The organism is Gellertiella hungarica (genome assembly GCF_014197145.1).
GTDB lineage: Bacteria > Pseudomonadota > Alphaproteobacteria > Rhizobiales > Rhizobiaceae > Gellertiella > Gellertiella hungarica.
The window spans coordinates 134,453-154,702 of sequence record NZ_JACIEZ010000002.1; the positions used below are offsets into that span (position 1 = coordinate 134,453).

A 20,250-nucleotide genomic window follows, 5' to 3' on the forward strand; every position below is an offset into this window, starting at 1 on the left:
CTTTTCCTCTCCCCGGGATGCCGGGGAGGGGTTCATCCTCAAGGAGACGACCATGGCCCTCGGTTATGCAGCAGATGCCCTGACCACCCCGGAATTTGACGCCGACGGCTTCCGCAGGCTGGGCCGGTTTCTCCTGCGCCCGCTCTGGCTGGCGCCGGTGGCCTGCGCGCTCATCGTGACGACCCTCTACCCGTTCGTCTTCCTTGTGGCGCTGTCGCTGTCGAAAAGCTCGCTGGGCAAGCCGTTCCGCGCCTTTGCCGGGCTGAAGAACTATGCTCTCGCCCTTGGCGACGGGGAGTTCATCGCCTCTCTCCTCAGAACGGTCGCCTATGCCTTGCTGTCCTCGGCGATACAGGTGGCGGCAGGGCTGGCCCTGGCGCTCTTGCTGTTCACGCTCCTGAAGGGGGGCCGGTTTCTCCTCAGCCTGTTCCTGCTGCCGCTCATGACGCCACCGGTCATGGTGGGCGTCGCGTGGAAGCTCATCCTCGCCCCCGCCGGCGGGCTGCTGAACGGCACGCTCCTGCGCCTCGGGCTGGTCGATGAGCCCGTGTCCTTCCTGGGGTCGGCGGCCCTGGCATGGGCCTCCATCGCCCTTGCCGATCTCTGGCAGTGGACACCCTTCGTCGCCATTCTCTGCTTTGCGGCCCTCTCCTCGCTGCCGGAGGGCGTGGACGATGCGGCACGGCTTGACGGAGCAGGGCCGTTTGAGCGGTTTTGGTACATTACCCTGCCTCTGATTGCCGCTCCCCTGGCCGCCATCTTCCTGATCAAGCTGATCTTTGCCTTCAAGCTCTTCGATCTCACCTACATCCTCACCTATGGCGGGCCGGGCTTTGCGACCACCACCACGGGCTTTTCGATCTTCCGCCTCTCCATGCAGCAGTTCGAGGTGGCGCGCGCAGCGGCCGAGACGCTGATCTTCGCAGCGCTCATCGGCCTGGTGACACTTCCGGTGGTGCGGCTTCACCGCGCTCTCGAACGGCGGGAGGCATGAGCGATGCGACGCAGGTTCGATCACCGTCTGCCCCTGGCCGCCATTGCCCTGGCCTTCTTTGCCCTGCCGATCCTCTATCTCGCGTCGCTGTCCTTCAAGACGAAGGACGACGTGCTGTCGGGTGCCTTCCTGCCCGGCACGGTGACGCTCGCCAACTGGGCTCAGGCCTTCGAGGCCGCGCCGCTTTCGACCTTTACCGTGAACTCGGTCACCGTCGCCCTCCTGTCGGGCTTGCTCACGGTGCTGATCACCGTTCCCGCAGCCTATGCGGTGCTGCGGCTGCGGTACGGCTGGCAACGGCTCTCCGATGTGACGCTGTCCAGCTTTATGGCGCCGCCGATCGTCGCCATCATACCGCTTTTCTATCTCCTCAAGGGCGCGGGCCTGCTGAACACCGTGGCCGGGCTGGTCCTCGTCTATGGCATGGTCAACGTGCCCGTTGCCTACTGGCTGATCACGCCCTTCCTGCGCCGGGTTCCGGTGGAGCTCGAGCAGGCTGCCGAGCTCGATGGAGCCGGACCGCTGCGCCGCCTCGTCTCGATCGTTCTTCCGCTGATTGCGCCCGGCCTCGCCGCCACGGGACTGATCGTGACCATCCTTGCCTACAACGAGTTCCTGTTCGCCTCGGTCTTCACCTTCGGCAACGAAACCCGCACCCTCCCGGTCGGCATCTCCCTGTTTCAGGGCGACCGGCTGGTCAATTTCGGCCAGATGGCCGCCGCATCGCTGACCGGCATCGTTCCCGTCTATCTGGTCGCGCTCTTCCTGCAACGCTTCCTCGTCCAGGGCCTCGCCCATGGCGGCATCAAGTGAGGATCTGACATGAGTGCCATTTCTCTTTCCGGTCTTGCCAAATCCTACCGGGATGTTCCGGTGGTGAAGGGTGTGGACCTCGATATCGCCGAGGGCGAATTCGTCGTGCTCGTAGGTCCCTCGGGTTGCGGCAAGTCCACGCTCCTGAAGATGATCGCCGGCCTTGAGGAGCTCAGCGCCGGCGACATTCGCATTGCCGGCCGCTCGGTGGTGGATCTGGCGCCGGCCGAGCGCGAGCTCGCCATGGTGTTCCAGTCATACGCCCTCTACCCGCACATGACCGTGGCCGGAAACATCGGTTTTGCACTGCGGATCGCAGGGCTGCCGCGCGCCGAAATCGACCGGCGGGTGCGGGCTGCGGCAGCAACGGTCAAGCTGGAGGGCCTTCTCGATCGCTATCCGCGTGCCCTTTCGGGCGGCCAGCGCCAGCGCGTGGCGATCGCCCGGGCACTCGCCCGCCAACCCAAGGTGCTGCTGTTCGACGAGCCGCTGTCCAATCTCGATGCGGCGCTTCGGCAGGAAACCAGGGTCGAGATCGCACGCCTGCACAAGGCGCTGAAGGCCACGATCCTCTATGTAACCCATGACCAGGTGGAGGCCATGACACTGGCGGACCGTATCGTGCTCATGAACAACGGGCGGATCGAACAGGCGGGCACGCCGCTCGATCTTTACGAGCGGCCGGCAACGCTGTTTGTCGCGCGCTTCCTCGGAACGCCGGCGATCAACCTTTTCGGGGCGGCGCGTATGGGCCTGCCGGGGGCCGCGACCGTCGGCATCCGGCCCGAGCATTTGCTGCTGGAAGATGCCACCCATCCGGGCGGCCTCGCGGCACGGGTGGAATTCGTCGAGGAACTGGGGGACGTGCGCCTGATCCACCTGCTGACGGAAGCCGACGAGAAGATCGTCGCCAAGCAGCCGGCCGGATCTCCCTGGCAGGCCGGCCAGAGCGTCCGCGTCTCGTGGCGCACGGAGCACCTGCACCGGTTCGATCTTGCCGGCCAGCGTCTCGATGACGCCCCGGAACAACGGCCGGAAAAGGCTGCCTGAGGCCTAGCCGAGCACCGAGATGGACGGCGTGGAGCGGAGTGCTTCGGCCCGGGTGAACTGTTCGAGCGACATGTTGTCCAGAATGTCGGAGATCGCGTCGCGCACCGTGGTCATCGACAGGCGCACCTGACAGGCCTCGGGGTCATCGCAATCGTCACAGGGCTGGTAGGCCGTCCGGCTGGCGCAGAGGATGGGCGCCAGAGGCCCGTCCAGCGCGCGGATGGCTTCCCCGATCCGGATTTCGGAGGCCGGCTTGGCCAGGCTGTAGCCACCGCCGGCGCCCTTCTTCGATTTCAGGATGCCGTTGTTGCGAAGCTCCAGAAGGATCGCGTCGAGGAACTTCTTGGGAATGTTGTTGCGCGCCGCAATGTCGGACACCACGCTGGACTCCCCGACGGGCAGCTGCGCCAGATGAACCAGGGCCTTCAGCCCGTATTTTCCCTTTTTCGTCAGCATGCCATCTCCTCAGCCGCGCTTCGCACCGATCCTAATCGGCAAAGCATATGAATTCTATGTTTTTCCTGTGTCATCGCACGTGGTCCAGACGTTTCTGCGACCCCGGGCTCCCCGCACGACGCCATCGGCAGGGGGACGATTTTTTCCCGAGCTGCCCCCGGAACGCAAAATCATAACTCTACAAAATATATAGAAATTATAATCTGCCATCGCAAGGGCGGTCACCAGAGACCGATCGCCGCGCATGTTGAGAGAGCAGAAAGGGTTCGACACCATGTTTCCCATCGTTTCCGCATTCGGAGCCGGCATTTTCCCCGTCGGCCTCGATGTCCCCGCGCCTCCCTCCGTGGAGCCGGCGGCCCTCAAGGCGGCCCTGCGCCATCTGGTGGGCAGCGTGTCCGTGGTCACGTCAGGCGAGGGTGCGGAGAGGACCGGGGCGACGGTCACCTCGGCCTACGGCCTCTCGGTCGATCCGGCAGCGATGATCGTGGCGATCAACCGGGATTCCTCCAGTTACCAGACCATACGCCGGTTCGGCCACTTCTGCGTCAACGTGCTGGCGGAAGGCCAGGAGGATGTGGCAAACCGCTTCGCCGGGTTTGGCGGCATAAAGGGCGCGGAGCGATATCAGGGCCGTTCCTGGACGGTGCGGGCGTCAGGCGCGCCTGTCCTCGAGGACGCCCTTCTGTCCATCGACTGCGTGCTGGAGGATGAAATCCGCAAGTTCAGCCATGCGATCTTCGTGGGGCGCGTGGTGTCGGTGGACGTGCGCGAAGGCCGCGCCCTTCTTTACGGCAATGGCGCCTATGGGGCGCTCGAAAGGCCGGCTGCCGCCGAATAGACACCGGCCGCCGGCAATCCGTTCTCCCTCAGGCAGGAGATGGCCATGACCATCAGCGAAAGAAACGGGACGGTGGTCCTCACGGTTGCGATCGTCGGGGGCGGGCTGACCGGGGCCGCCGTGGCGCTCCATCTCCGCAACAGCTGGAAGCGCCCTCAGGACGCCCTCGAGATCCTGGTCTACGAGCCGCGTGCCGAGATCGGTCGCGGTCTTGCCTATGACACCACCGACGGCGCCCACAGGGTAAACGTGCCCGTCGGCAAGATGAGCCTCGATCCGCAGGACGAAGGCGCCTTCGAACGCTGGTTTTTTGCCGAGGGCGAAGATCGGGCAGACCCGGGGGCGCTGGCGGAAGATGGCCGCACCTATCCGCGCCGGGAGGCCTTTGGCCGCTACGTGCACGCCAGGCTGCTTCCCCATCTTCGTGCCGGCCGCATCCGCCACGTGCAGCAGCGGGTGGAACGCGTGGGCTTCGAAAGCGGCCACTATGTTCTCGGAACCGTCGACGGCGGCGAACAGAGGGCGGATGTCCTGGTGGTTGCCACCAGTCATCCTCCGCCCAGCCCCCCGGCGCGCCTGTCCGTGCTGGGCGGCGACGGACGCTTCATCGCGGATCCAACCCGCCCCGACGCCCTTGACGGCATCGGCCCCGAAGACCGGGTGCTCGTCGTCGGCTCCGGGCTGACCGCGGCCGATGTGATCGCGTCGCTGGATGCAGCCGGCCACAGGGGCGCCATCACCGTCTTTTCCCGCCGCGGGCTCCGGTCGCGGGGGCATGCGCTGGAAACACAGGCGCCGCGAGGCGATTTCGTCAGCCGGCCTGCGACAACGGCGGCGGCGCTCGTTCGCCGGGTACGTACCGAGGTGAGGGCCGCTGCAGCCGAGGGGATCGGCTGGCAGGCGGTGTTCGATGCCCTGAGGGCTCAGGGCGGGCAGATATGGCGCGCGCTCCCGCTCGCCGAACGCCAGCGGTTCGTCCGGCATCTCAGGCCCTTCTGGGATGTCCATCGCTTTCGTATCGCGCCGCAGGTCAGGGCCGTTGCAGACAGGCTGACGGAAGAGGGGCGGCTGCGCTTTCTGGCCGCCTCGCTGGCCCATGTCGATTACGCGGGCCCGCAATCCCCCATATCGGTCGGTCTCAGGCTGAGAAACGGAGGCGCGATCGACGAGGCGGATTACGACGCCATCGTCGTCACCACGGGGCCGGCGCATCGCAGTGTCCTTGCCGGGCAACCCTACTTGCAGAGCCTCAACGGTCTTGGCCTGCTGCGCCTCGACGACACGGGCCTTGGGCTCGCCTGCAGCGACAATTCCCGTGCGCTGGATCTGTGGGGTGCTCCGGTGCCCGGTCTCTACATTGCCGGACCGCTGGCGCGCGGCACGTTCGGCGAACTCATGGGGCTGCCCCAGGTGAACGAGCACGCCGTCCTCGTCGCCGGCGAAATCCGCCGCGAGCTGGAAAAGCGGCTGAGCTGGCTTGCAGTGCAGAAACCTGCACTTTCGCGGTAAGCCACGGACGGAATTTGCGGCCGGTACACGGGAGACCGGTTTCGCTGTCCGGCGAGGGCCGCGGCGTCACTGGCTGTCCTGATCCTTCCCCGCCGCGACCAGGCAAAAACGCAGGCTGCAAGCCGCAGCGCCGGTGCAATTGATTGCTTTAAGCTTGAAATTCCTCTTGTCGGCCTCCCTTCTCGCGTGTTGAATGGGCCGCCGGCGCGCTGCGACGGCGGATGACCGCAGGCGGAGGCGGTCTTTTGGCGGAGGAAGAGCATGCTGAAACCCCATCCCTTGCGCAACGGACGCAAGCTGAAGCTCGGCGTCTTCTCGGCGAATGCCGATGGCGGTCTGGCGATCACCGACGTGCCGGAGCGCTGGCGGGCCGGGTGGGACGACAACCTGACCGCCGCGCAGATCGCGGATCGCGCCGGGCTGGAGTTCTTTCTTCCGATTGCCCGCTGGCGCGGCTTTGGCGGCAAGAACCGCGTGCGCGAATGGTCCTTCGAAACCTTCACCTGGGCAGCAGGGCTCGCCGCGGCGACCGAGCAGATCGGCCTGTTCATGACGGTGCATGTTCCGCTTGTCCACCCGCTCTATGCGGCCAAGGCGCTGGCGACCGTCGATCACATCTCGCGCGGTCGCGCCGGCCTCAACATCGTCTGCGGCTGGAACCCGAAGGAGTTCGGCATGTTCGGCGTGCCGCTGGTCGAGAAGGGCTACGACCAGGCGTCCGAATGGATCGAGATCATCGAGAAGGTCTATGGCAGCGACGAGCCGATCGACCACGAAGGCACCTATTATCATCTCAAGCAGGCGGTCAGCCGCCCCGCAAGCCTGCAGACGCCGCGGCCGGTGACCATGAATGCCGCCTTCGGCGGTCCAGGTCGCGATTTCGCGGCGCGCTCCTGCGATTATCTCTTCACCACCTTCACGGACATCAACGATGCGGGTAACGCCATCGACGATATCGGCAGGCGCGCAGCCGCGGTCGGGCGGGAGGTCGGCGTCTATACGGTCTGCCACGTCGTCTGCCGCGAAACGCAGAAGGAGGCGGATGAGTATTATCGGCGCTATGCGCTGGAGCTTGCCGATCATGCCGCCGTCGACGATCACATGGCCGGCAAGAAGGAGTTCTCCGGCTCGCATGATCCGGCTGCCTACGAGCGCTATCGCCAGCGCTTTGCAGGCGGCGCCGGCACCTATCCGCTGATCGGAACGCCGGAGAAGATCGCTTCGGAAATGGCGGCGATCTCCGCCAGGGGCTATCAGGGGATTGCCCTGTCCTTCGTGAACTACACGCAGGAACTGCCCTTCTTCTGCGATCGCGTGCTGCCGCTGCTGGCCCAGGCGGGCCTGCGCTGAGGCCTCAGTCTTTCGGGCAGAAGGATTCGTAGAGGGCCCGGACCACATTCTCGGCCGGTCCGCTTTCCAGACGGTACCAGATCGTCTGGCCATCGCGGCGGCCGGCGATCAGCCGGTCGCGGCGCAGCAGCGCCAGGTGCTGGGATACGGTGGAATCGCGAATGCCGAGGAATTCCGCGAGCTGCCCGACCGAATGTTCGCCTTCGATCAGCCGGCAAAGAATGAGAAGGCGATGGCGGTTCGCCATGGACTTCAGGAGTTCGCTGGCCTCGTCGGCGGCGGTCTGCATCGGATCGATGGTCATGGTGCGTCGGGCTTGGGCTCTGGCTTGTCAGGGATGCATTTCACAGTCGGGGCCGGCCGACAATGGGGATTCTGCCGGCCAACCCTCCATATTGTGATTTTTCGGCTGGATATCCAGTGCGGATGGAATAGGTATGAAGGTCAGTCTTCATGCTGTTCAGAGTGTATCCGTTGTCCGCATCCTCCGTCAGGCCGCCGCTCGGCCGTATCGCTCTTGTCCTGGGTCTCGTGCTGTCGCTCGGGACAGGCTGTGTCAGCCGGGCGAGCGGCGTCATGGTCCCGGTTTCGGAAAAGGCCGCGGGGGCAAGCCGCGTCGACATGCTGGTGGCGACGACACGGGCCCCTTCCGGAGACCCTGCAACGCTCTTCAGCGGCGAGCGCGGCACCGACCTCAAGGTCGATGCCGTCACCATCTCCATTCCGCCGGACAGGATGCGCCAGGCCGGGCAGGTGCAATGGCCGAAGAAAGTGCCTGCCGATCCCTCCCGTGAATTTGCGACCCTCGGGGTCGAGCCGGTGGAAAAGGTGGACGAGCAGCGCCAGTGGATGCGCGCGCACGGCGGCCGCAACAGGCGGGTGATGATCTTCGTCCACGGCTTCAACAATACATACGAGGATTCCGTCTATCGGTTTGCGCAGATCGTCCATGATTCGCGCGCCGACGTGGCGCCTGTCGTCTTCACCTGGCCCTCGCGTGCCTCCGTCTTCGACTATGCCTATGACCGGGAAAGCACCAACTATTCCCGCGATGCGCTCGAAGAGCTGCTGCAGCGGGTCGCGGACGATTCCTCCGTCGGCGAGGTGACGATCATGGCCCATTCCATGGGCTCCTGGCTTGCCGTGGAGGCAATCCGCCAGATGGCGATCCGCGACGGCAGGGTATCGCCGAAGATCACGCAGGTGCTGCTGGCCTCCCCGGACCTCGATGTCGACGTCTTTGCGCAGCAGATCCGGAGCCTCGGGCCGCAGAAGCCCCAGTTCACGGTCTTCGTCTCCAGCGACGATCGCGCCCTCGATCTCTCCCGCCGCATTTCCGGCAATGTGGATCGCCTCGGACAGGTGGACCCCACCGTCGAACCCTATCGCACTGCCTTCATGAATGCCGGCATCCGTGTCATCGATCTCACGCGGCTGAAGGGACAGGACGGTCTTGGGCACAACAAGTTTGCCGACAGTCCCGAGGTCGTCCGCCTCATCGGGGAGCGCCTGCTCGAAGGGCAGACGATCACCGATCAGCGGGTCGGACTGGGAGACGGCGTCGGGCTCGTCGCCATGAACACCGCGACCACCGTGGGCGATGTTGCCAGCATTGCGGTGCGTGTTCCGATCGCGGTCTTCGATCCGGTATCGCGCAATTCCTTCCACCTGAAGAAGGGGCAGGGCAAGCGGAACGCGGATCGCGGCATCAACCGCTGAGACCGCCTTCCGCCCGGTCAAGGGCGGTGCGCGCCCGCGCGGCAATCTCGAAGTCCTCGGTATGAACCTGCAGGCCGTGCGGCGTCGTGACCACGATGCCGTAGGCACCCGGCTCGTCGACGGAACTCGACGTGTCGTCGATATCGAATGGCATCGGCTGCTGGTGAAGCGGGCTCTTGAAGATCGAGAACGGAATGCCTCTGTGAGACCCGCCGATCGTGCGGTGCACATGGCCGGCAAAGAGGTGGCGCACGTTTCCGTGGCGGCCGACCAGGTCGTAGAAGGCATCTCCGTTGCGAAGCTTGATCGCATCCATGCCCTTGAAGCCGGTATCGTGCGGCGGATGATGCATGAAGATCAGCACCGGCCGCTCGCCGGCGTCGAGGAGCTGGCGGTCGAGCCAGTCCAGCCGCTTCTCGCACAGCAGGCCGGAGGCATAATCGGCCTCTCCCCTCCGGGTCGGAATGTAGGTGTCGAGGATGACCAGCCGCGCGTCGGGCAGATCCACCGTCTCCTGAACGAAGCCGTTCTCGTCCCGCGCGGCCTGCGAGAAGACCGACAGGAAGGTCTCCCGCTCGTCATGATTGCCGATCGTAATGGAAACCGGCACCGGCAGCCCGTCCAGCAGCGCCTTCAGGCGCAGATAGGACTCCCTGTCGCCGTGATGGGTCAGGTCGCCGGTGATGATCAGCCGGTCCGCATCCGGATGAAGCCGCAGCGCATGGGCGAGGCCGGCGGAAAACCGCTGCACCGGGTCGAGCCCGATGATGGTCTTGCCCTCCGGGAGCATGTGGAGGTCGGTGAATACGAGAAGCTTCGCCATGATCAGTCCTGTTCGAAGGTAAAGAGCGCCTCGCCATAGCCGACACCCGTGTCATCCGCTTGACAGGCCTGGCCGATCGAGCCGTCCCCCGGGGAAAGCACCGGCTGGCGGGCCAGACCGCTCGTCACGAATCCGACGATCTCGCCCTTTGCGACACGCCGCGGAAGGGCTCCGGGTGCGGCCCGGAAGCGGCCGACGCCGGGCGATGTGACGAAGCGTGCGGGCTGCGATCCGCCAGCGGCAGGCGGGAGCACGGGTGCCGCCTGAGCCGCAACGGAGCGAGCGAGCACGAGATCGATTTTCCGCTCCGCGTCCTGATAGCTGAATTCCGCGATGTCATGCCGTTCGAGAAGCCGGATCAGCCTGTCGGCGAGATCGGCCGTGTCGCCGTCCTTGCGCGCGCCCTCCGTCATGCCGGCCTCAGCGAAAACAGCGGATCCCCGGCCTCAACCATCGCACCATCCTCGGCATGGACCGCGCTGATCGTGCCATCCCCGTCGCATTCGACGGGATTGAAGGTCTTCATTGCCTCGAGGAGCGCGAGCGTCTGTCCGTCCCGTACAGCGGCGCCAGCCTCCACGAAAGGCGGAGCACCGGGGGTGGGCGAACGGTAGAAGGCGCCGGTCATGCCCGCCCGGATGATCCGTTCGGCTGCTTTGCCGGCGGCCGGTGCGGCAGGTCGGGTCTGCTCCGGGTGAGGGCTTGCATCCGTCCCCGCCCCGGCAACGGCCGCAGGCGCGGGGACGACAGGCATGGGGGCGGCAGGCATGGGGGCGACAGCCGCCCGCGCGGCCCCGTGCCTGGCGATGCGGATCGTCACGCCGTTTTCCTGAACCGTCAGTTCCTCGGCGGTCGAGCGGTCCATCAGCTCCAGCAGTCTTTCGATAAGCTTGAGATCCACGGGCCTCATTCCCCCTCATGGAAGGGCCGGACGGCAATGCCTGCCGCCTCCAGCCCCTCGCGCACGGCGCGTGCGATGCCGACCGCCTCGGGCGTATCGCTGTGCACGCAGATGGAATCGATCGGCGTTTCGAGCAGCTTGCCGTCGATGGTTTCGATGGCACCCTGCTTTACCATCCGCACGGCGCGCGCCGCGGTTTCCGCCGGATCGTGCAGCACCGCGCCCGGCAATTTCCGGTTCACCAGATGCCCCTCGGCCGTATAGGCCCGGTCGGCAAAGATCTCCGAACGGCAGCTGAGGCCCATCTCCCGCGCCTGCCGTTCCTGATGGCCGAGCGCAATGGTCAGGCAGACAAGCGTGGGATCGACGGCCCGGATGGCGCGATTGACGGCCATGGCAACCTCCGCGTCCTGCTGCGTCAGGTTGCCTAGCGCGCCATGGGCCTTCACATGGGTGATCCGGTGGCCGGCATAGGCGGCCAGCGCCTGCGCCGCGCCGATCTGATAGGCGACCAGCCGTTCGATCTCCCCGGCCGAAAAGGGGATGATCCGCCGCCCGAACCCCCAGAGATCGGGGAAACCCGGATGCGCGCCCACGGCAACGCCCTTTTCCCTGGCGGTGCGGAAGGTTTCCACCATCACCTCGGGATCGCCGGCGTGAAGGCCGCAGGCCACGTTCGCGGAGGTGACGATCGACAGCATGGCGGCGTCGTCTCCCATCTTCCAGGGGCCGAAGCCCTCGCCCATGTCGGAATTCAGATCCACTCGCACGCTTGCACTCCCCTTCATTCTCGGGCCCTATTCATCACGGAGGCCCGCCTCGCGTCAATTCACCCGATCATTCCCTTCGCGCGGCACCGGCACGGGGATGGTCAAAGCGGTGCAACTGATATATCAGGCACGTGGTCGAACCGGGAAGTGACATGACGAGCGATTCCATTCCGTCGCTGACAATAAGCATGGAGGGTGCGGGCGCCCTGCTGGCGGATGCGGCTGGCCCTGTCTTCAGCGATGCCTGTCAGCAGCGGATCTGGGCGCTCGCGGATCGGCTCCGGGAAGAGCCGGGCGTCGAGGAAGCGGTTCCGGGAATGAACAACCTGATGGTTGTCTTCGATCCGCTGCGCCTCGATCCGGCGTCGCTGGAGGCCATCGTCGCCAGGCGCTGGAAAGAGCCCGTGACCGGGCGCGCGGAAGGCCGGCTGATCGAGGTGCCCGTCTCCTATGGCGGGAGCGCCGGCGAGGATCTCCTCGCGTTCTCTGCCGCCAAGGACCTGACACCCGAAGAGGTGGTGGCGCGCCATACGGCGCCGATCTACGGCGTTGCCGCGGTGGGGGCCATGCCCGGCTTCGTCTATCTCTCGGGCCTCGACCCCGCGCTTTCCATGCCGCGCCGCGCTCAGCCCCGCATGGCGGTGCCGAAGGGCGCCGTCATCGTCGGCGGCAGCCAGGCCGGCATCATGCCCGTCACGGCGCCTTCGGGCTGGCATATCCTGGGGCATACCGCGCTTTCCCTTTTCGACCCGCTGGCCGAACCGCCTGCGGCCTTCCGGCCCGGCGACCGGATCCGTTTCGTGGCGAGGGAGATCCTCCGATGATCGAGATCCTCACCACCGGGCACGGCAATTCCGTGCAGGATCGCGGCCGTTACGGCTATCTCGATGCCGGCGTCGGACGCTCCGGCGCCATGGATCGCCTGGCTCTCGACATCGCCAATCTCATGGCCGGGAACGGGGCGGATGCGGCCGGGATCGAAATTTCCGTCTTCCCCTTCCGGCTGCGCTTTCACGCCGATTGCCAGGTGGCCTTTGCCGGCGCGGACTCCCCTGTGACGCTCGCGGGGCGCGCCCTGCCGTCCCTCTGGTCTGCCCCTGCCAGGGCGCGGGACGAACTGCGCATCGAACCGCCCACAGCCGGCGCCCGCGTCTATCTGGCCTTCGAGGGGGGGCTGGACGTGCCTCTCGTCCTCGGATCGCGCTCCACCGATCTGAAAAGCGGCTGGGGCGGCCACGAGGGAAGGGGCCTTCATCGCGGCGACCGCCTCAACCTGCTTCCTGTCGCAAATCGCCCCGACCGCAACCACCTTCCGGCCGGCTTCGGCCTTGATGTCACGGCCCTCAGGGGCAGCATGGACCATCCGGGGCACTTGCGCGTGCTGCCCGGCGCGGAATGGGCAGCCTTCGGCGAGGCGGGCCAGCGCCTGCTGTGCGAAACCCCGTGGCAGGTCGGCAAGAAAGCCAACCGTCAGGGCTACCGCCTTCTGGGCCCCGAGCTGCAGCCCGAGAGCAAGCGGGAGCTTTTCTCGCATGGAATCATGCCCGGCACCGTTCAGGTGCCGCCTAACGGGCAGCCCATCATCCAGCTTGCGGAGGCCAACACCTGCGGCGGCTATGCAAAGATTGCCCATGTGGTGGAAGCCGATCTCTGGCGGCTGGGGCAGCTGAAGCCCGGCGACCCCATCCGCTTCCGGCCGATCAGCCGGGAAGAGGCCATCGAGGCACTCCGCGAGGAGTCCCGCGCCTTCTCGGCGCTCCGGCGCGCAGTCCGGATGATCACCCGAAACTATGCCGCATTCGAAGGGGCCGGAGCGTGATGCGCCCAGCCCGAGCATTCTTCTTCAGGAGACCTGAACCATGAGATGGAAACGCACGATCCAGCTGCTGGATGTCCATTGCGAGGGGGAGATCGGCAAGGTCGCCATCGGTGGCGTGCCCAAGATCCCGGGCAACACCATTGCCGAGCAGATGAACTATCTCAACACCAAGGACGACAGCCTGCGCCGCTTCCTGTGCCTCGAGCCGCGCGGCGCGCCCATCGGTTCGGTGAACCTGCTTCTGCCCGCCAAGCATCCGGAGGCGGACTGGGGCTTCGTCATTCTCCAGCCGGATCAGGCCCATGCCTCTTCCGGATCCAATTCCATCTGCGTCACGACGGCGCTGCTCGAAAGCGGCATCGTCGAGATGAAGGAGCCGGAGACGGTCGTCACGCTGGATACGGCTGCCGGTCTCGTCCGGGCCGTCGCCACCTGCCGGGACGGGCGCTGCGAACGGGTCAAGCTGACGCTCGTTCCCTCCTTCGTCCACGAACTCGACGTGGCGCTCGAGACGGCCCGCTGGGGGCGCATCACGCTGGACCTCTGCTATGGCGGCATCTTCTACGCCCTGGTCGACGCAGAGCCGCTGGGCCTGCGCATAGAGCCGGGTCAGGCGCGCGCGCTGGTCGAGGCGGGGATGGAGATCAAGGAGCAGATCAACCGCGAAATGCCGGTCGTGCATCCCGAAATCCCGGAAATATCCGGCGTCGCCTATGTCATGTTCCGCAGCAAGGACGAGGATGGCGCGGTGCGGACCTGCACCACCATGTGGCCGGGCCGCGCGGACCGGTCGCCCTGCGGCACGGGAAGCTCGGCCAATCTCGCCGCACTCCACGCCCGGGGCCTGGCGAAGGTGGGCGATGTCTTCAAGTCGCGCTCCATCATCGGCTCCGAATTCGAGGCGTCGATCGCCGCGGAAACGACGGTCGCCGGCAAGCCCGCGATCATCCCCACCATTTCCGGCCGCGGCTTCACCTTCGGCCTGCATCAGGTGGCGCTCGATCCCTTCGATCCGCTTGGCGAAGGCTTTGCACTGACCGATGTCTGGGGCGAGGCTGCGGCCGGTATCGCCCGAAGCAGGACGGCAGGCTGATCAGCCTGCCGGATAGACGACGCCCTTGCGCAGGATGATGTTGCCGTAGAGGCGCGGCTCGCTGGTCTGCACGACCGCATGGGCCGCCCTCACGCGCGGGTAGAAATCCTTGCCGAGGAGCGGCGTCACCGCAAAGCCCGGCGCGTGGCGCGCGCAGGTGTCCACCATGTCCCGGTGCACCGGGTCGAGCAGATCGGGATTGTCGCGGACGGTGGCCCGGAAGATTGCCGCCGGCACGAAATCGTCCACGGGCATCACGCTGAGGATCGCATTGAGCACGGGGATGACGCCGTGGCCATCCATGCGGATCAGCCGCCGCCCATGCTCGAGCCCCGGATAATTGCCGTCGACCAGCGCAATCTCGTCTCCATGTCCCATTTCGCGCAGGCAGGCCAGAAGGGCCGGGCTCAGCAACGGGTCAATTCCCCTCAGCATGCGTATGTTCTCCCATTCGTTCCCGTCTCTCCTTCGGGGAGAGGGTGCTTCTGCATCAAGTCCGCCGGATAATTAATTCACATCGAATTAATTATCCGGCGGACGGCGATATTCGCGCGCGCCCTTTCTCAGGCCAGTTCGCTGGTGCGCGTCTCCTTGAAGAGAACGTTCTGGTCCAGCAGGTAACGGTCAAAGATCGGCAGGCTTGCACCGCCGATGGCGCGCGCCTGCGGCCCGACCCGCCCTTCGACGATCTCCGGCCGGATGATGCCCTGGAGGTCCAGCCGGTCCACCTCCTCGATGGTAGCCTGCACCAACCGCGTCTTCACCCAGCCGGGGAAGCCGCCTTCGATCACGGCTGCGGAAAAGTCGATGATGGAGGAGGCCGCGACGATCGCCTGTGCCAGCGCGCCTGCCGTATCGCGGATCCAGGTTTCCAGCGGTTCGCCGAAGTCCACCCAGTCGTCCGCCGAATACCAGAGCGGCTCCGGATCGATCCCGCGTTCGCTGAGCAGGTTCTCCAGAACGAAGATCGAGGCGATGTCCAGCAGCTGGCGGGTCGTGCCGCTGCGGTCGCGCACCGGCAGCGGACCGATCGCGCCGGCGGTTCCCGTGCGTCCGGCAAAGACGGCGGAATTGAGTACGATGCCGCCCCCGATGAAGGAGCCGATGAAGAAATAGACGAAATCCGGATAATTGGATCCCGCGCCGAAGACGAGCTCCGCGCCGCAGGCGCTGGTCGCATCGTTCTGCAGGAAGACGGGGTAGGGGAGGGCGGCCTCGGCCTCGGCATGCAGATCGAAGCTGCGCCAGACATCCATCGCACCCTCGGGTGCGCCCACCTCGTCCGCCCAGTTCCAGAGCTCGAAGGGTGCAGCGATCCCCACCCCGGCCACGCGCGAAAGCTCCTGTGCGGTCATCCGGGCGGTGATTTCGGCAATGCCTTCCTTCAGCAGTTGCATGATCTTGTCGGGCAGCGGATAGCGATAGGTGCGGTGGACCTGATGGCGGATGGTGCCGACAAAATCCATCAGCACCAGATCGGCGCTCCGGCGGCCGATCTTGACCCCGAAGGAATAGGCGGCATCGGGATTGAGATGCATGGGAACGGATGGCTGGCCCACCCGGCCCCTGACGGGTTCTCCCCGGATCAGCAGCCCGTCCTTCTCGAGCGATCGCATGATGACCGAAACGGTCTGTGCCGACAGGCCGGTGCGTTTGGCGATTTCCGATTTGGCCTGGCTGCCGTGGCGCCGCACGAGGGATAGCACGAGACGCTCGTTGTAGGCGCGAACGCGCACCTGGTTTGCCCCACCCCCCGGATCGAGCACGGCCTGTGCCGCCGTGAGGGCGTGCATCTCCTCCGTAGTCGTCATGCGTTTCCTCCCCTTGAAGCGCCGCCAGCGGGGCAGCTGCTACAAGCATGAATGATTCCCCCGGTGCAAGGCCGCCATCACTCTTCCCCTCTCTCCCGCCGAAGGAAAGCGGCGCGCACCTTTCACACAGAATGCCACATCGAATTAATAATTCAATTGGATTTATTTATTGACAAGCCTGCAATGATGATGTTGTAAATGTGCAGGCTCAGCGTCTGGCGGCCGTCGAAGGGGGGAGCCTCTGGAGCTTTCAGACGCTTTTGTCCGGCCATCCGGCTCAAGCCGGGTCAACAATTCCTTGGGAGGAAGACTTCATGAAGAAAACGCTTTTTGCCGCCTCGTTCGCCGCTCTCGCGATGGGCGTGGTCTTTGCTGCACCTGCAAGCGCCGCAGACGTTTCCGCCTGCCTGATCACCAAGACCGACACCAACCCCTTCTTCGTCAAGATGAAGGAAGGTGCAGAAGCCAAGGCCAAGGAACTCGGCATCACCCTGAAGGCCTATGCCGGCAAGATCGACGGCGACCATGACAGCCAGGTGGCTGCCATCGAAAGCTGCATCGCCGATGGCGCAAAGGGCATCCTGATCGCCGCTTCCGACACCAAGGCAATCGTCGATCCGGTGAAGAAGGCCCGCGACGCCGGCCTGCTGGTCATCGCGCTCGACACGCCCCTCGATCCGATCGATGCGGCTGACGCAACCTTTGCAACGGACAACCTCGAAGCCGGCAAGCTGATCGGCGCCTGGGCTGCCAAGACCATGGGCGACAAGGCCAAGGATGCCAAGATCGGCTTCCTCGACCTGACCCCCTCGCAGCCTTCGGTCGACGTCATGCGTGACCAGGGCTTCATGATCGGCTTCGGCATCGACCCGAAGGACGCCAACAAGATCGGCGACGAAGATGATCCGCGCATCGTCGGCCACGACGTGACCAACGGCAACGAGGAAGGCGGCCGCAAGGCCATGGAAAACCTTCTCCAGAAGGATCCCGACATCAACGTCATCCACACCATCAACGAGCCGGCTGCCGTTGGCGCCTACCAGGCCCTGAAGGCCGTCGGCAAGGAAAAGGACGTCCTGATCGTTTCCGTCGACGGCGGTTGCCCGGGCGTGAAGTCGGTTGCCGAAGGCGTCATCGGTGCGACCTCGCAGCAGTATCCGCTGATGATGGCCGCCTACGGCATCGAAGCCATCGCCAACTTCGCCAAGGACGGCACCAAGCCGAAGCCGACCGAAGGCAAGGCCTTCTTCGACACCGGCGTGAACCTCGTCACCGACAAGCCGGTCGATGGCGTTCCGTCGATCAGCGTCAAGGAAGGCACGGACAAGTGCTGGGGCTGATGCACTGAGGATTGCGCAGGGGCTCCGGCCCCTGCATGATCCCCTTGGGAGTTGAGAAGGGCGGCTCTCCAGCCGCCTTTCTTGTAAGTGGGGCTTGCCGGCCCGGCCGGCAGGGAATGTCATGGGAGGGAATATGAGCCAGCCTCAGGAATTCGAAAAGGTTCTGACCGGAAGCGCGTCGAATGTCGCGCATTTCGAGGAACCGAAAAGCGGCCTGCGCCGCCTGCAGCACTTCCTGCACTCCAATCCGGCCATGGTGCCGCTCATCGTGCTGGTCGCCTTGGTCGTGTTCTTCGGCATCGCGCGCGGTCCGAAGTTCTTTTCGGCCTACACGCTGACGCTGATCATGCAGCAGGTGGCCGTGGTGGGCATCCTCGCCGCCGCGCAGACGCTCGTCGTGCTCACGGCAGGCATCGACCTTTCCATCGGCGTGGTCATGGTCTTCTCCTTCGTCGTGACGGGCAATGCAGTGCTGACCTACGGCCTTCCGGCGCCGCTCGCGATCCTTGCGGGCTTCGGCATTGCCGGGCTTTGCGGCTGGGTCAACGGGTTTCTGGTTTCACGATTGAAGCTGCCACCCTTCATCGTGACGCTCGGCACCTGGAATATCATCATGGCGGTGTGCCTGATCTACTCCGAGAACGCGACGCTGCGCGAGGCGGATCTGACGGCAGTCACATCGATGCTTCATGTCTTCGGCAACAGCTTCAAGATCGGCGGCGCCGTCGTGACGCTCGGCGTCGTGGCCATGATTCTGCTCTACATCGCCCTCTGGTACATGCTGAACTACACCGCCTTCGGCCGGCACATCTATGCGGTCGGCGACGATCCGGATGCGGCCGACCTCGCGGGTATCCGCACCAAGAACGTGCTCTTGAAGACCTATGCCCTCGCGGGTGCGATTGCCGGCCTTGCCGCCTGGGTATCCATCGGCCGCAATGGCTCCATCTCGCCCTCGACGGTGGTGACGGACTTCAACCTGCAGGCCATCACCGCGGCCGTGATCGGCGGCATCTCGCTCTTCGGCGGGCGCGGATCGATCCTGGGCGTGCTGTTCGGAACGCTGATCGTCGGCGTGATGAGCATGGGACTGAACATGCTGAATGCCGATCCGCAATGGAAGGTGCTGCTGACGGGCGTGCTGATCATCGGCGCCGTTGCCATCGACCAGTGGATCCGCAAGGTTTCGGGCTGAGGGAGGACAAACCATGGAACCCATTCTTACCGCTCGCGGTCTCGTCAAGCGCTACGGCCGCGTGACCGCCCTCGACCAGGCCGACTTCGATCTCTATCCGGGCGAAATCCTGGCTGTCATCGGCGACAACGGCGCCGGCAAGTCGTCGCTGATCAAGGCCATCTCCGGCGCCATCGTTCCGGATGAAGGCGAGATCCGTCTCGAGGGACAGCCCGTGCACTTCACCAACCCGATGCAGGCCCGCGACGCCGGCATCGAGACAGTGTACCAGAACCTCGCCCTTTCGCCGGCGCTTTCGATCGCCGACAACATGTTCCTCGGACGCGAGATCCGCAAGCAGGGGCCCATGGGCTCGCTCTTTCGGATGCTCGACCGGAAGAAGATGGAAAAGATTGCCCGCGACAAGCTCTCCGAGCTTGGCCTGATGACGATCCAGAACATCAATCAGGCGGTGGAAACGCTCTCGGGCGGCCAGCGCCAGGGGGTTGCGGTGGCCCGTGCCGCCGCCTTCGGCTCCAAGGTCGTCATCATGGACGAACCGACGGCTGCGCTCGGGGTGAAGGAAAGCCGCCGCGTTCTCGAGCTGATCCTCGACGTGCGTTCCCGCGGGTTGCCGATCGTGCTCATCTCGCACAACATGCCGCATGTCTTCGAGGTGGCGGACCGCATTCACGTCCACCGGCTCGGCAAGCGTCTCTGCGTCATCAATCCGAAGGAATACTCCATGTCGGATGCGGTGGCTCTCATGACGGGTGCCAAGGAACCGCCGAAGGAACTGGTTGCCGCATGAGCCTTGAAGTCGAGGATCTGGCCCGGCGGATCGCTGCCGCGGCCTCGGGCCGGTCCCGCTTCATCGTTGCGGTGGCGGGACCACCCGGCTCGGGCAAGTCGACGCTTGCCGATGCCCTTGCCGCCCGGCTTGTCGCCGCCGGCGAACGGGCCGTCGTGCTTCCCATGGACGGCTTCCACCTCGACAACGGCCTGCTCGAAGAGGCCGGCCTTCTTGCACGCAAGGGCGCTCCCGAGACCTTCGACGTCCGGGGACTGCGCGATATCCTGGCGGCCGTCCGGGGCGCCGAGGAGGATGTGCTGGTTCCGGTCTTCGACCGCTCCCGCGAAATCGCCATCGCATCGGCCCGCCGCATTGCGCGGGACGATCGCATCATCATCGCGGAAGGGAACTACCTTCTGCTCGACCGGGCGCCCTGGTCCGGTCTCCGGCCGCTGTTCGATGAGACCGTGCTCCTCGTCGAACCCATCGAGGAGCTCGAGCGCCGGCTTCTCGCGCGCTGGAACGGCTTCGGTTATCCGGAAGAAACCATCCGCGCCAAGGTTTACGGCAACGATCTGGTCAATGCCCGTCTCGTGCTCGAGGAGAGCGCGGCCCCTACGCTCGGCTCCTCCGCGCGCTGATTTCCCCCCGCATCCCGCCTTTTCCCGCGCGGCAGGCAGTATGAACCGCCCCCGGGCGGGCTCCTGTCGCGGTTCCTTTCTCGCAGCCATCCGATCTGTGCCGTTTCGACACGCATCCGGGCTTAAGAAAGGATTAAGATCCCCTTCGATCTTCCTGTGGATTCATTCCTGATTCACCATTCCGTAAGAAGCTAAAACTTTATATTATTGATTCAATATATCGAAGAGCCTTCATGTTATAAAACCATTCAAAGCCAGCGCGAATGCCCTTCACGGGCACGGCATGATGCGTACGCGCTGAACCGGATGGCCGGATCTGTTCCAAAATGGGGAATTTAACCTTGTCACGCGCT

The 20,250-nt window shown here is 65.2% G+C and carries 22 protein-coding genes; 14 read left to right on the plus strand and 8 right to left on the minus strand.

Annotation, left to right across the window (positions count from 1 at the left end; translation table 11 throughout):
- Positions 1-52 precede the first annotated feature (52 nt).
- Genes GGR23_RS05195 through GGR23_RS05205 form a run of 3 tightly spaced genes read left to right on the plus strand, consistent with a single transcriptional unit; the run spans position 53 to position 2,857 of the window.
- A complete protein-coding gene (locus GGR23_RS05195; RefSeq protein ID WP_183365081.1) occupies positions 53-994 on the plus strand; it encodes a carbohydrate ABC transporter permease in 942 nt (313 codons plus the stop codon).
- Between the two features lie 3 nt (positions 995-997).
- On the plus strand, positions 998-1,807 hold the full coding sequence (locus tag GGR23_RS05200; protein ID WP_183365083.1) for a carbohydrate ABC transporter permease: 810 nt from the start codon (positions 998-1,000) through the stop codon (positions 1,805-1,807).
- 9 nt (positions 1,808-1,816) lie between these two features.
- Positions 1,817-2,857, plus strand: coding sequence for an ABC transporter ATP-binding protein (locus GGR23_RS05205; RefSeq protein WP_183365085.1), 1,041 nt, complete (start codon positions 1,817-1,819; stop codon positions 2,855-2,857).
- 3 nt (positions 2,858-2,860) lie between these two features.
- Here the strand turns inward: GGR23_RS05205 and GGR23_RS05210 are convergent, their stop codons facing one another.
- Positions 2,861-3,313: an RrF2 family transcriptional regulator gene (locus GGR23_RS05210; protein ID WP_183365087.1), complete on the minus strand. Its 453-nt coding sequence runs from the start codon at positions 3,311-3,313 to the stop codon at positions 2,861-2,863.
- 274 nt (positions 3,314-3,587) lie between these two features.
- On the opposite strand from GGR23_RS05210, the gene GGR23_RS05215 reads away from it, so the two are divergent.
- The 3 genes from GGR23_RS05215 to GGR23_RS05225 all read left to right on the plus strand — a co-directional run bounded on the left by GGR23_RS05215 (position 3,588) and on the right by GGR23_RS05225 (position 7,013).
- Positions 3,588-4,154, plus strand: coding sequence for a flavin reductase family protein (locus tag GGR23_RS05215; RefSeq protein WP_183365089.1), 567 nt, complete (start codon positions 3,588-3,590; stop codon positions 4,152-4,154).
- Between the two features lie 45 nt (positions 4,155-4,199).
- Entirely contained in the window at positions 4,200-5,663 is a 1,464-nt protein-coding gene (locus GGR23_RS05220; RefSeq protein WP_246364982.1) for an FAD/NAD(P)-binding protein, read from the plus strand.
- A 261-nt stretch (positions 5,664-5,924) separates the two neighbouring features.
- A complete protein-coding gene (locus GGR23_RS05225) occupies positions 5,925-7,013 on the plus strand; it encodes an LLM class flavin-dependent oxidoreductase (RefSeq protein ID WP_183365093.1) in 1,089 nt (362 codons plus the stop codon).
- Positions 7,014-7,017: 4 nt separating this feature from the next.
- Here GGR23_RS05225 and GGR23_RS05230 read toward each other — a convergent pair whose 3' ends face one another.
- Positions 7,018-7,317: an ArsR/SmtB family transcription factor gene (locus GGR23_RS05230; protein ID WP_183365095.1), complete on the minus strand. Its 300-nt coding sequence runs from the start codon at positions 7,315-7,317 to the stop codon at positions 7,018-7,020.
- Between the two features lie 149 nt (positions 7,318-7,466).
- Here GGR23_RS05230 and GGR23_RS05235 point away from each other — a divergent pair, with 149 nt between their 5' ends.
- Complete coding sequence (locus GGR23_RS05235; RefSeq protein WP_183365096.1) at positions 7,467-8,732, plus strand: alpha/beta hydrolase; 1,266 nt, start codon at positions 7,467-7,469, stop codon at positions 8,730-8,732.
- Here GGR23_RS05235 and spdA read toward each other — a convergent pair.
- From spdA to GGR23_RS05255, 4 genes are read right to left on the minus strand one after another with little or no spacing between them, the layout of a single operon-like run.
- Entirely contained in the window at positions 8,722-9,555 is an 834-nt protein-coding gene (gene spdA / locus GGR23_RS05240) for a 2', 3'cyclic nucleotide phosphodiesterase SpdA (protein WP_183365097.1), read from the minus strand. The genes GGR23_RS05235 and spdA overlap by 11 nt on opposite strands.
- Before the next feature lie 2 nt (positions 9,556-9,557).
- On the minus strand, positions 9,558-9,968 hold the full coding sequence (locus tag GGR23_RS05245; RefSeq protein WP_183365098.1) for a hypothetical protein: 411 nt from the start codon (positions 9,966-9,968) through the stop codon (positions 9,558-9,560).
- The gene (gene accB / locus GGR23_RS05250) at positions 9,965-10,456 is read right to left on the minus strand and encodes an acetyl-CoA carboxylase biotin carboxyl carrier protein (protein WP_183365099.1); all 492 of its coding nucleotides are present in this window, start codon (positions 10,454-10,456) and stop codon (positions 9,965-9,967) included. The genes GGR23_RS05245 and accB overlap by 4 nt, the downstream gene beginning before the upstream one ends.
- A 5-nt stretch (positions 10,457-10,461) precedes the next feature.
- Complete coding sequence (locus GGR23_RS05255) at positions 10,462-11,226, minus strand: LamB/YcsF family protein (RefSeq protein WP_382342032.1); 765 nt, start codon at positions 11,224-11,226, stop codon at positions 10,462-10,464.
- 152 nt (positions 11,227-11,378) lie between these two features.
- Here GGR23_RS05255 and pxpB point away from each other — a divergent pair, with 152 nt between their 5' ends.
- From pxpB to GGR23_RS05270, 3 genes are read left to right on the plus strand one after another with little or no spacing between them, the layout of a single operon-like run.
- Positions 11,379-12,050 carry a 5-oxoprolinase subunit PxpB gene (gene pxpB / locus GGR23_RS05260; protein ID WP_183365101.1) on the plus strand — a complete coding sequence of 224 codons (672 nt, stop codon included), beginning with the start codon at positions 11,379-11,381 and terminating at the stop codon, positions 12,048-12,050.
- Entirely contained in the window at positions 12,047-13,045 is a 999-nt protein-coding gene (locus GGR23_RS05265; RefSeq protein WP_183365102.1) for a 5-oxoprolinase subunit C family protein, read from the plus strand. The genes pxpB and GGR23_RS05265 overlap by 4 nt, the downstream gene beginning before the upstream one ends.
- Positions 13,046-13,085: 40 nt before the next feature.
- Positions 13,086-14,138: a proline racemase family protein gene (locus GGR23_RS05270; RefSeq protein WP_183365103.1), complete on the plus strand. Its 1,053-nt coding sequence runs from the start codon at positions 13,086-13,088 to the stop codon at positions 14,136-14,138.
- On the opposite strand, the gene GGR23_RS05275 is transcribed toward GGR23_RS05270, so the two are convergent.
- Complete coding sequence (locus GGR23_RS05275) at positions 14,139-14,573, minus strand: RbsD/FucU family protein (protein ID WP_183365104.1); 435 nt, start codon at positions 14,571-14,573, stop codon at positions 14,139-14,141.
- A 128-nt stretch (positions 14,574-14,701) separates the two neighbouring features.
- Complete coding sequence (locus GGR23_RS05280; RefSeq protein WP_183365105.1) at positions 14,702-15,949, minus strand: ROK family transcriptional regulator; 1,248 nt, start codon at positions 15,947-15,949, stop codon at positions 14,702-14,704.
- A gap of 314 nt (positions 15,950-16,263) precedes the next feature.
- Between GGR23_RS05280 and GGR23_RS05285 the strand changes: the two genes are divergently transcribed.
- From GGR23_RS05285 to GGR23_RS05300, 4 genes are all read left to right on the plus strand, one after another.
- Positions 16,264-17,289 (plus strand): sugar ABC transporter substrate-binding protein, encoded by a 1,026-nt coding sequence (locus GGR23_RS05285; protein ID WP_183365106.1) that lies wholly within the window; start codon positions 16,264-16,266, stop codon positions 17,287-17,289.
- A gap of 133 nt (positions 17,290-17,422) precedes the next feature.
- Positions 17,423-18,484, plus strand: a complete 1,062-nt coding sequence (locus GGR23_RS05290; protein ID WP_183365107.1) for an ABC transporter permease — start codon at positions 17,423-17,425, stop codon at positions 18,482-18,484.
- A 13-nt stretch (positions 18,485-18,497) separates the two neighbouring features.
- Complete coding sequence (locus GGR23_RS05295; RefSeq protein ID WP_183365108.1) at positions 18,498-19,274, plus strand: ATP-binding cassette domain-containing protein; 777 nt, start codon at positions 18,498-18,500, stop codon at positions 19,272-19,274.
- Positions 19,271-19,897 (plus strand): nucleoside triphosphate hydrolase, encoded by a 627-nt coding sequence (locus GGR23_RS05300; RefSeq protein WP_183365109.1) that lies wholly within the window; start codon positions 19,271-19,273, stop codon positions 19,895-19,897. The genes GGR23_RS05295 and GGR23_RS05300 overlap by 4 nt, the downstream gene beginning before the upstream one ends.
- Positions 19,898-20,250: the final 353 nt, after the last annotated feature.